Below are 11,834 nucleotides of genomic sequence, written 5' to 3' on the forward strand. Positions count from 1 at the left end.
ACGTTACTATTTGGTCATAAGTCCTATCAGCTATCAGCTATCAGCTATCAGCACATTTTACTGAGTACTGTTATAACCTGTCAAGTACAAAAAAACGTTCAATTTTCGGTTTTAAGCTGAAGGCTGACGGCTGAAAGCTGATGGCTAGCTTTCATTTTTCCCCAGATGGTCGAGGACTGCTGCTGCTGCCGCCTGATTCATGCCTTCCACCTGGGCCAGTTCCTCCAGTGTAGCCTCCCTGATGCGCTTGACGGATCCAAAAGCTTTGAGCAGCTCTTTTTTCCTTTTGGGCCCAATGCCAGGGATTTCATCCAAAACGGAACGATAAGCCCTCTTTTCCCTGAGCAGGCGGTGGTAGCTTACGGCAAAGCGATGGGCCTCATCCCGGATCCGCTGCACCAGGTAGAGAGCAGGCGAATTCCTGGGCAGGACAATGGGCTCCGGATCTCCCTCCCGAAAAAGCAACTCTTCCTCCTTGGCCAAACCGAAGGTAGGGATGTGGCCAACGCCTAAGGCTTTCATTGCTTCCCGGGCGGCGCTGAGCTGGCCTTTGCCCCCGTCGATAATCACCAGGTCAGGCAGGTTGGAAAACTTAGCTTTCACATTGCCCCCCTGCTCCAGTTCATTCAATTCTTCCTGAGCGCGCTTAAAGCGCCTGGTTAAAACCTCCTGCATGGAGGCAAAGTCATTAGGTCCCTGGACGGTTTTGATCTGGAACCGGCGGTAATCCCCGGTCTTGGGTTCGCCGTTTTCAAAGACCACCATAGAACCCACCGAGTTGGTGCCCTGGATGTTGGAAATATCGTAACACTCCATGCGGAAAGGAGGTTTAGGCAGCTGCAGTTCCCGCTGCAGTTCCAGCACCGCTTCTTTGGTCATCACTTGCTTCTTGCGGCGGGTTAACTCTTCCTCCTCCAGGCTCATCAGCGCATTCTTTGCTACCATTTCTACCAGTTTCAGCTTTTCTCCTCTTTTCGGGACGCGTAAATTCACTTTTCTGCCCTTCTGGGCCGAAAGCCATTCCTCGATTAATTCCCTGTCCTCTACTTCTTCCTGCAGCAGGATTTTTTGGGGATATTCCACGGCATTGCTGTAGTACTGCTTCACAAAAGCCGTCATAATTTCCTGCCTGGACATGTCATCGGTGCCTTGCATAAAAAAATGTTCCCGACCGTTTAATTTCCCTTCCCGGATGAAAAAGATCTGCATGCAGGTTTCACCCTTCCCCCGGGCCATGGCAATTACATCCTGGTCCTCCAAGTCGGCGGAAATAATCTTCTGCTTGGCCATAACCTGGTGGATGGACTGGATCTGGTCCCGCAATTCCGCCGCCTTTTCAAACTCAAGGTTCTCGGCCGCCTGTTTCATCCTCTCCTCCAACGCTTTCACCAGGTCCTCCTGCTTGCCTTCCAAAAAGAGGATTACCTGCCGGGTCAGCTCCCGGTAATTCTCCTTGCTCACCTTACCTGTACAAGGACCCAGGCAGCGTTTGATATGGGCATTAAGGCAGGGTCTGGTTTGCCTGGCCAAGGTTTCGTTGGAACAGGTGCGCAGGGGAAAGATCTTCCGTAAAAGCCTTAAGGTTTCATTCATAGCCCCTGAACGGGTATAGGGGCCGAAATACCTGGCCCCGTCCTTTTTAATGGAACGGGTAACCACAATGCGGGGATAATCCTCATTGGTGGTTAGCTTCAAATAAGGATAATGCTTGTCATCGGCCAGCCTGATATTGTATTTGGGACGGTGCTTCTTGATGAGGTTGCACTCCAGAATCAGAGCCTCTACTTCCGAATCGGTGATAATCCACTCCAAGTCGGCAATATGCCTGACCATAGCCTGAACTTTGGGGGCATTACTTAAGCTCGAGCGGAAATAGGAACGCACCCTGTTTTTTAAAGACGAGGCCTTGCCCACATAGATAATCTCTCCCGCCTCATCCCGCATCAGGTAGACACCGGGTTTATCCGGCAGTAATTTCAATTTCTCTTTGATTATACTCTTCCGGGTAGCTGTCATCCCGCTCACCTTCCAACACTTTGCGCAAGAAACGGCCTGTGTGGGATTCTTCCACCTCTGCCACTTCTTCCGGAGTGCCGGTGGCTACAACCCTTCCGCCTCCGGCACCCCCTTCCGGTCCTAAATCAATGATATAGTCAGCTGTTTTAATTACATCTAAATTATGCTCGATGACCAGCACTGTATCGCCGCCATCGGTTAGCCGCTGCAAGACCTGCAGCAGTTTGTGGATGTCGGCCACATGGAGACCGGTAGTCGGTTCATCCAAAATATACAATGTTTTTCCGTTAGTCCTGCGGGACAGCTCCGTGGCCAGCTTAACCCGCTGGGCTTCACCCCCTGACAAGGTGGTGGCCGGCTGCCCCAGCTTGATGTAGCCCAAGCCCACATCCTGCAGGGTCTTCAGCTTGCGGTGGATCCTGGGGATGTTAGCAAAGAAATCCACTGCCTCATCCACCGTCATTTCTAAAACATCAGCAATGCTCTTGCCTTTGTATTTTACCTCCAGCGTTTCCCGGTTGTACCGCTTGCCTTTGCATACTTCGCAAGGAACATAGACATCGGGCAAAAAGTGCATTTCAATTTTGATGATGCCGTCACCCCGACAGGCTTCACAGCGCCCGCCTTTGACGTTAAAACTGAAGCGCCCGGCCTTATATCCCCTGACCTTGGCCTCGTTAGTCATGGCAAAGGTACTGCGGATATCATCGAACACTCCTGTATAAGTTGCCGGATTAGAACGGGGCGTCCTGCCGATAGGTGACTGGTCGATATCGATTACCTTGTCCAGGTACTCTATGCCCCGGATTTCATCGTGTTCACCGGGTTTTGTTTTGGCGCCGTGCAATTCAGCCGCCAGTTTCTTATACAGAATTTCGTTGATTAGAGTACTTTTACCGGAACCGGAGACTCCCGTGACGCAGTTAAACAATCCCAAAGGAATACTTACGTTCAGGTTTTGCAAATTATTCTCCCGGGCCCCTACAATCTCCAACCATTTGCCGTTTCCGGGACGGCGGTACTTGGGCACCGGAATCCGCTTCCTGCCGCTCAAATACTGGCCGGTAATGGAATTGGGGTTGGCCTTGATTTCCTCCAGAGTACCCGCTGCCACTACCTGTCCACCGCCCGCTCCCGCCCCCGGGCCGATGTCGATGATGTAATCGGCAGCACGCATTGTATCCTCATCGTGTTCCACCACAATAAGGGTGTTGCCGATATCCCGCAAGTGCTTCAGGGTGGCAATCAAACGTTCATTATCCCGCTGGTGCAGTCCAATACTGGGCTCATCCAGGATATACAGCACTCCCACCAGGCTTGAGCCAATCTGAGTTGCCAGGCGGATCCGCTGAGCCTCACCGCCGGACAATGTGCCCGCTGCCCTGTTCAGGGTAAGGTAGTTTAAACCCACATCCACCAGAAAGCCCAAACGGGCATTGATTTCTTTCAGGATCTGCCTGGCTATAAGCCGTTCCCGTTCTGTCAGCTGCAGACCGTTAAAAAACTTTAGCGCTGCATCGATGGACATCCTGGTGACTTCATCGATATTTTTACCCCCTATTTTTACGGCCAGGGCTTCCGGGCGGAGTCTGGCGCCTTTGCAGGCAGGGCAGGGTGTGGTGCTCATATATTCCTCAATCTCACCCCTGGACCAATCGGACTGGGTCTCCTTATAGCGGCGTTCCAGGTTGGGAATCACTCCTTCAAAGGGGACCTCAAAAACCCTGCTGTTGCCGAACTGGTCTTTATAATTGAATTTAACTTTTTCCTCGCCGGAACCGTACAAAATCACCCTCCTGGCTTCCTCCGGCAACTCTCGAAAAGGTGTGTCCAGGCTGAACCGGTATTTCTTGGCCACAGAAGCCAAGAGCTGGGGATAGTAGTTGCTGGTACTGCTGCTCCAGGGGGCGATAGCACCTTGGGCTATAGACAGAGAAGGGTTGGGAACCACCAGGCCCGGGTCAACTTCCATCTTAAAACCCAGTCCGCTGCACTGCGGACAGGCCCCATAGGGACTGTTGAAAGAAAATGTCCTGGGGTTAACTTCTTCAAGGCCGACGCCGCAATCCACACAGGCAAACTTCTCGCTGAAAATAAGATCTTCCTTGCCGTCCACATCGATCTGCACAATGCCGTCGCCCAAGCGTAAAGCAGCCTCCAGCGAATCAGCAAGCCTGTTCTCAATGCCTTCTTTAATAATGATCCTGTCCACCACAACTTCGATGGAATGCTTTTTGTTCTTCTCCAGGGAAATTGGCTCCGTCACATCCCTGACTTCTCCGTCAACCCTGACCCTGACATATCCTTGTTTCTTAATATCCTCCAGAATTTTTTGGTGCTCGCCTTTCCTTCCCCTCACCACAGGAGCCAAAACCTGGATTTTAGTCCTTGCGGGGTAACTCAAAATCTGGTCCACCATCTGGGATACGGTCTGCTGGCTGATGGGCTTGCCGCACTTGTGGCAATGGACATGGCCAACCCTGGCAAACAGCAGGCGCAGGTAGTCATATACCTCAGTAACCGTACCCACGGTGGAGCGGGGATTTTTGCTGGTAGTCTTCTGGTCGATGGAAATGGCCGGAGAAAGGCCCTCAATATAGTCCACGTCAGGCTTGTCCATCTGGCCCAAGAACTGGCGGGCGTAGGCCGACAACGACTCCACATAGCGCCGCTGCCCTTCGGCATAGATGGTGTCGAAAGCCAAAGAGGATTTTCCGGAACCGCTTAGTCCCGTCAATACTACAAATTTGTCCCGGGGAATTTCCACATCTATATTTTTTAAATTATGAGCTCTGGCGCCTTTGATGATGATTTTGTCTTTCATGATATATTCCTCCGCAGATTACAGCGCATGTAGCTGTTAGTTGCTGGTTGGTGGTTGCAGTTGCGATTAATCACTCCGCGTCCCAGCAACTAAATTATCATTATAGTGGTAACCGCATAAGCAACACTTTTTCTACTAGTAATCGTTTTTAGTTTTATATTATATCATATTCCCACACCAAAAGCATTTAAGCTAATCAATTAACCTATACTACACTAAAAATACTTCGTAATATCTGTTGCCAATCGAATATAGTGCTTCGTTCCGGAGATGCTTGCACGAGTTGACTTTGCTTGTTTTGCCAAGCCACATTTACTAATGTGACAAGGGAGCGGTTCTTGTCGCATAATAAAATAAGCCAGCGAACCGCTCCCCTGACTTGTTATTTATACTTTTTGAACAGTTTTTTCAACTTAGTAAGAAGAAAATCACTAATACCATTAGGATTTTGAGCTTTTAACAATCCGATAACAATTTTCGGGCTAAAAGTACCGGGGTAAAAAGTCAAGTAACGAACTATCCAAAATGTGGGATTATATTTCTTTTTATATTGATATAAAGTCTTGAAACCGTAAAAAGTATTCATGTTCTCATAAATAAAATCCAACAAAGCGCTTGCTAAAGACATTTCTGTTCCTGCCTTCACATTAGCCAACGGGGCAAGACCCAGGCTGGCTTCTTCCACGCCTTTTTCTTGGAGCAATTTAAAACTTTCTATCACTAATTTTTCCATAACACCTTTTGGGGCGTTCGGTCTCTTCCTCGTCACATCGAGATAATAACCTTTGCCACCGGCATAAGGAACACATACCAAAAATGCTTCTAACCTGTTTTCAGGGCTTGTGGCTATAAAATACTTTCTCCTCCGAGGGTCATTTAGTGAAATACTGCCTAGTAAAAAACCCAGTTCACCGCTTTTTTTACTGTCCAGCCATTCCTTTGATACTTCTTCTATTTGTTCTTCCAGTTCGTTGTTTCTTTTAATTAACGGCTCATATTCAAAAATTTTTATACCGGCCCGATTTGCGGCGTTAATAGCCTGGCGGACTTTTTGGGTTTTTGAGCCGGTTAGCGAGTATTCATCAAGTTTAAATATAGCTTCTTCTCCATATCTTACAACCCCATAACCCAACTTTTTGAATTCAGCCAAAAATTTATCGGAAACTGTAGAAAAACATATATCTAAAAAATTTGAGCGGCAATGCTCAGTAAACTCTTGCAACAATCCGTATGCCTCCTCATCGGGGCATAACGGGTCTCCCGCTGCCACGGCAACTCCTCCCTGGACCACATAAGCCACTACTCCCTTGCCATTACTCGAGAAAAAATATTTTTTATCTCTTTCCAACGTTAAAAATGAAACAGGGTTATCGCCGAAGTTCTGGACCAATTCATATACTTTCTCTCTATCCTCTGCGGTTGGATTTTGAATAAGCAAAAAAGGTTTAAGTATTAGAATTAATCCAGTCAATAAACTAAAAGCAATAACGAGGAGCACGGTGCGGACAAAGTTATAAATAATGGCAGATTTTACGCTTAACTCACGCGGTATCTCATTTAAAATAACATCCATGATTTTCTCGTAGCCGGTTCCAACTGTCAAATTAGGCAAATGCTGCAGTTTTATAATCCAAAAACCTGCTAAACCATACAGGGCAGAAAAAAGCAATGCCAAAACAGTGATTTTAATTCCTAACTTTAATGTAAAAGGATCGCTCTCGCGACAAAAATATTTATAATTATAAATTAACCCCAATAATACATATAGTCCTATCAATGTACTTAAGTGGAAAAAATTTGTTCTATGCACTTGAACACTAAAAGAAATTGCTAAGACAGGTACGGATATAATCCAGGCAACTTTTATGCGCTTATTCAAACCGTTAGCCAAAATAAGCATAAAAAAGCCGGTCAATACTGACAATGTCTTATTTAAATATACCGATTCCAAAACCAGGTTGCTAAATCTGCTAATAATTCTATAATGCCACGGCAATGCTAATAAAATATTGTATACACCTGTTAAGGCTACCAGTCCTATAATAATGTTAACGTGTGTTTTTTTCATAATGCACCTCAAACAAATGAAATACATCCGGCATTATCTTATTAAAACAAATTGTACCAAATTTTAAAGATGCATCAAATCGGAAAAGACTTATCCAGAGGAACCGTCCCCTTGGTTGGTTCCGTTGACCATCATAAAATGAGTCAGAGAACCGTCCCCTGACTCACTGTGGGAGAAAAGGAAAAATAAACCCTGACAGCGCCATACTTTGTAAGCATAGCCGTGGGGCAAAATTAATTGTAAGTTGGCTTTTTTCAGGCTAAAACCGCCCGGAAAGCAGCAACGCACTGTTTTACACCTTTTCTAAATGGTAGTACAATATGCTCATTTGGATCAACAAATATTCTGCTAAAGCGAGGGTTTATTGTGCGTAAACAGTTTGCGGTGATCGGTCTGGGTCACTTTGGGGAAAGCGTAGCAAAAAATCTAAGCAAGAAAGGACATGAAGTGTTAGCCATAGATAGTTCGGAAGCCCATATTCAAGAAATCTCCGAGTACGTCACTCACGCAGTCCAGGCTAACGCCCTGGAGGAAGAAACACTGCGTGCCCTAGGAATTCGCAATTTTGACGCGGTAATAATAGCTATCGGCGAGGATATCCAGGCCAGCATCCTTTTGGCAGTAATGTTAAAGGAATTAGGAGTTAAGTATATCGTGGCCAAAGCGCAAAATGACCTGCATGGTAAGACTTTGAGCAAAATAGGCGTGGACAAAGTCGTTTACCCGGAAAGAGAAATGGGCGAAAGACTGGCCACCCAACTCTCCTCCAACGACATCCTGCAGTACCTGGAACTGTCAGACGACTACAGTATTGCCGAGATAGTAGTTCATCCCAAAATCAATAACCAGTCTCTCGGCAAGCTGAACTTGCATGCCAAATACGGCATCATCGTCATGGCAGTTAAAAGCGGCGAGGAGATCATAGTTGCGCCAGGAGCTGATGTGGTAGTCAAAGAAGGGGATATCATGTGCGTCATGGGGGCGAAACGCTCCATTGAACAATTGGATAAAGCCATGTAAAGAACCGGCCTTTGGCCGGTTCTGGTCATTATTCTGCGAAACCTGAACCAAATTCAAGAGCAGCAAAGAAAATGCCGCTTACCAACAGCGGCTTTCGCAACACGCCATTTAATTAAGTGCTGATCAACCCCTTCCCTTTGATTTGTTGCGAGTGGGAGATGCTCCCATAGAGTGGATAGGTACAACAGCTGCTGTCGTTTTATATCAAATTAGACGCAAGAAAAAATAAAAAGTTCCTGGTTTAACAGGAACTTTTTTGGCCTTTGTTGGTTTTTTAACAGCTGAAGACTGAGAGCTGAGGGCTGACAGCCGGATTAAAGCTGCGCTTTTAATTCCAGAATAATATCCCTGAGCTCTGCAGCCTTCTCAAACTGCAGCTCCCGAGCAGCTTGGCGCATTTCTTTTTCCAGTTGCTCCACCAGCTTCTTGACTTCGCTCTTTGGCATCTTGCCAGGCTTCACATTAGCGATATAGGAAGCTTTGTCTTCCGCCGCGTAAGTTGCTTCAATTACGTCCCGCACCGCCTTTTGCACAGTTTGAGGTGTGATGCCGTGCAGTTTATTAAATTCCATCTGAATGGCCCGCCGGCGGTTAGTCTCGCTTATCGCCCGCTGCATTGAATCGGTTATGGTGTCAGCATACATGATGACTTTGCCTTCCACATTGCGGGCGGCCCGACCGATAGTCTGGATCAAGGAACGCTCGGAGCGCAAAAACCCTTCTTTGTCAGCATCCAGAATTGCTACCAGCGAAACCTCGGGCAAATCCAGCCCCTCCCGCAAAAGGTTAATGCCCACCAATACATCGAACACCCCCAGCCGCAAGTCCCTGATAATCTGCATCCGTTCTATTGTACCGATTTCAGAGTGCAGGTAGCGGACCTTTACCCCCATCTCTTTGAAATAATCAGTCAGGTCCTCCGCCATCCGCTTGGTCAAAGTTGTAACCAAAATCCGCTGGTTCTTGGCCACCCGTTGATTTATCTCCCCAAGCAGGTCATCAATCTGACCGGCTACCGGTTTTACCACAATCTCCGGGTCAACCAACCCGGTGGGGCGGATAATCTGCTCCACGATTTTGGAACTGTGCTTAAGCTCGTAAGGTCCTGGGGTGGCTGAAACATAAACCACCTGGTTAAGTTTCTCCTCAAACTCGGCAAATTTCAAAGGACGGTTGTCCAAAGCCGAGGGCAGCCGGAATCCATGCTCTACCAGCACGCTTTTTCTGGAATAGTCACCGGCATACATGCCGCCAATTTGGGGCACGGTAACATGGGACTCATCAATAATCAGCAGGAAATCTTTTGGAAAGAAATCAAACAAGGTATAAGGAGGCTCCCCCGGCTGCCTGCCCACCAGGTGCCTGGAATAGTTTTCAATGCCCTGGCAGAATCCTACTTCTTTCATCATTTCGATATCGTAGCGAGTGCGCTGCTCCAGGCGCTGGGCTTCCAGCAGTTTGTCCTGGGAGCGCAGCTCTTTGAGCCGTTCTTCCAGCTCTTTTTCAATATTGGCAATAGCCCTGGCCAGCTTTTCTTCCTCTGTAACATAGTGGCTGGCCGGGAAAATACCTACATGCTTTCTTCGCCCTAAAATTTCCCCGGTCAGGGTATCGATTTCCAAAATTCTGTCCACTTCATCGCCGAACATTTCCACGCGGATAGCTTTTTCCGAGCTGTTGGCAGGAATAATTTCAATCACGTCGCCCCGCACCCTGAAAGTCCCCCGGTGGAAATCGTAATCGTTGCGGTTATACTGGATATCAACCAGTTTCCTCAGGATCTGATCCCTGTCGTATTCATACCCTTCGCGCAATGAGAGCATCAGATCACGATAGTCCTCCGGAGAACCTAAACCATAAATACAGGAAACGCTGGCCACAATAATTACATCTTCCCGCTCAAAAAGCGCTGCGGTAGCCGAGTGGCGCAATTTATCTATCTCGTCGTTTACGGAGCTGTCCTTCTCAATATAGGTATCAGTCTGGGGAATATAGGCCTCAGGCTGGTAGTAATCGTAATAGCTTACAAAGTACTCCACAGCGTTATCCGGGAAAAACTCCTTAAACTCGCTGCACAGCTGGGCTGCCAATGTCTTATTGGGGGCCATAACCAGCGTAGGCTTTTGTATCTCCTGAATTACATGGGCCATGGTAAAAGTCTTGCCGCTGCCTGTTACCCCTAACAGCGTCTGGTGTTTTAATCCCTGTTTAATCCCCTCTGTCAGTTCCCGGATTGCCTTGGGCTGATCTCCTTTAGGCCGGTAGTCGGATTTTATTTTAAACGGAGGCATACCGCTCACCTTCCTGTACTGCAATAAGTTTTAGGTTCTGAGTGTTTAGTTTTGAAAATAAATGCTTTTAATACTATAATTATAACACAACACACTTGAGTAAAATTTTACTCGAAGGGAGCAAAAAAAATAAGGCAGCGCTATGCTGCCTTTAACATCTGTCTTATTAATCATCCGACTATAACAATATAATTGCTACTACTAACGTAGCGGCAAAACCAATCATGACCGGCAAGAAGTTACGGCGGGCCAGTTCCATGGGTTCTACACCGCAAATGGCGGCTACCGGGATTAAGCCCCAGGGGATAATTGTTCCGCCGCCGACCCAGACTGCGGAGATTTGACCTAAAGCACCCAATACACCTATGTCTACATTAATAGAATTACCAAAGGTCTGAGCCATGGAGCCCACAAGCGGCAAACCGGAAAATCCGGAACCGTCAAGACCGGTAATACCGCCGACTACAAGCTGGATAAATGCAACTGGAATTTTGCTCATTGGCACTGTAGTTGACAACCATTTAGCCCAATCCATCAAAAGTCCGGTAGCATTCTCGCCCAAAATCGCTTTGGCAGTCCCTTCCGAACCAAGGAAGAAGAAAGCGCCGATTACAATAACAGGAGCAAAAACCTTGATGCCGAATAAAAAACCATCTCTAACATAATCGGTTATTTTTTCCAAAGCCTCAGTCTTGTATTCCAAAATTGCTCCGAAAGTTACAAGGGCTAACGCAGTTCCGCCAACCAGTGCGGTTGCATCTCCACCTTTTAAATCCAGCCTTAACATCATTACTACGTCTAAAATAAAAGCTACAGGAGTAAGGAAAGCCATCAATTTTGCTACAGGGCTGTACACCCTAGCTTCGTTGGAAGTACCTGCCTGCTGGTAAGCAAGTACTTCAGCCTGCACTTTCTCTTTATTAGCAGCCATATCTCTTTTCAGCATAATGAAGGCAACTATTGTAGTTGTTACACCCATCACCAGGAACAAGGGCAGTCCCGGACCGGTAACCGCTGAAGCATCAGGCAGACCTGCAAATTTAGCAGTTAAGCCAGGCGCGCCCTGAATAACGAAGTCAGAAGAAAGCCCGATACCATGTCCGAATAAGTTCATAGCAATTGCTGCCCCGATAGCAGGAAGCCCTGCCCGTACTGCCACCGGCACCATAATTGCTCCAATTAGGGCCACAGCCGGTGACGGCCAAACAAACCATGATACAATTAACATGGAGATACCCAGTAACCAGAAAGCAATGCTGGGACTTTTCATAGCCCGGGCAGCCGGAGCCATGATCAGGTAATCCGCGCCTAAATCGGCCAAACCTTTAGAAAGTGCTACTACCAGTGCAATAACAGTAATAATGCTCAGAAACTCAGTTCCTGCTGCAATTAAGGAATTGAACAAGACACCCAAAGCGCCGGTAAAACTGCCTTTAGCTACCCAACCTATAGCAATAATGCCTAAAATACAAGGTATGAGGGTATCCCGGCGCGCTACCATTACAGCCAAAACCGCAAGTACGCCGATAACATAAATATAGTGCAGTGATGTTAATTGAACAGCCTCCATAAAGAACCTCCTTCAAACATTTTATTTGCTAGTTGATTAACCCGC

General features: G+C 47.2%; 6 protein-coding genes. 1 reads left to right on the forward strand and 5 read right to left on the reverse strand.

The window, feature by feature from the left end; translation table 11 throughout:
* Positions 1 to 144: 144 nt before the first annotated feature.
* From uvrC to EYS13_RS10515, 3 genes are all read right to left on the reverse strand, one after another.
* Positions 145 to 2,016, reverse strand: coding sequence for an excinuclease ABC subunit UvrC (uvrC, locus tag EYS13_RS10505; RefSeq protein WP_227762324.1), 1,872 nt, complete (start codon positions 2,014 to 2,016; stop codon positions 145 to 147).
* Positions 1,961 to 4,843 carry an excinuclease ABC subunit UvrA gene (gene uvrA / locus EYS13_RS10510; protein ID WP_227767886.1) on the reverse strand — a complete coding sequence of 961 codons (2,883 nt, stop codon included), beginning with the start codon at positions 4,841 to 4,843 and terminating at the stop codon, positions 1,961 to 1,963. The genes uvrC and uvrA overlap by 56 nt, the downstream gene beginning before the upstream one ends.
* 379 nt (positions 4,844 to 5,222) lie before the next feature.
* Positions 5,223 to 6,935, reverse strand: a complete 1,713-nt coding sequence (locus EYS13_RS10515; protein ID WP_340641268.1) for a bifunctional lysylphosphatidylglycerol flippase/synthetase MprF — start codon at positions 6,933 to 6,935, stop codon at positions 5,223 to 5,225.
* Positions 6,936 to 7,274: 339 nt separating this feature from the next.
* On the opposite strand from EYS13_RS10515, the gene EYS13_RS10520 reads away from it, so the two are divergent.
* Complete coding sequence (locus EYS13_RS10520; RefSeq protein WP_227762326.1) at positions 7,275 to 7,928, forward strand: potassium channel family protein; 654 nt, start codon at positions 7,275 to 7,277, stop codon at positions 7,926 to 7,928.
* Between the two features lie 314 nt (positions 7,929 to 8,242).
* Here the strand turns inward: EYS13_RS10520 and uvrB are convergent, their stop codons facing one another.
* Entirely contained in the window at positions 8,243 to 10,219 is a 1,977-nt protein-coding gene (gene uvrB, locus EYS13_RS10525; RefSeq protein WP_227762328.1) for an excinuclease ABC subunit UvrB, read from the reverse strand.
* A gap of 178 nt (positions 10,220 to 10,397) precedes the next feature.
* Positions 10,398 to 11,789 (reverse strand): hypothetical protein, encoded by a 1,392-nt coding sequence (locus tag EYS13_RS10530; protein ID WP_227762329.1) that lies wholly within the window; start codon positions 11,787 to 11,789, stop codon positions 10,398 to 10,400.
* Positions 11,790 to 11,834 lie beyond the last annotated feature (45 nt).

This window comes from Zhaonella formicivorans (assembly GCF_004353525.1).
GTDB classification, from domain to species: Bacteria; Bacillota; DUOV01; order DUOV01; family Zhaonellaceae; genus Zhaonella; species Zhaonella formicivorans.

Coding starts and splice junctions, on each gene's coding strand:
- EYS13_RS10530 (WP_227762329.1), bottom strand. CDS start 11,789: ATGGAGGCTGTTCAATTAACATCACTGCACTATATTTATGTTATCGGC.
- uvrB (WP_227762328.1), bottom strand. CDS start 10,219: ATGCCTCCGTTTAAAATAAAATCCGACTACCGGCCTAAAGGAGATCAG.
- uvrC (WP_227762324.1), bottom strand. CDS start 2,016: ATGACAGCTACCCGGAAGAGTATAATCAAAGAGAAATTGAAATTACTG.
- EYS13_RS10515 (WP_340641268.1), bottom strand. CDS start 6,935: ATGTATTTCATTTGTTTGAGGTGCATTATGAAAAAAACACACGTTAAC.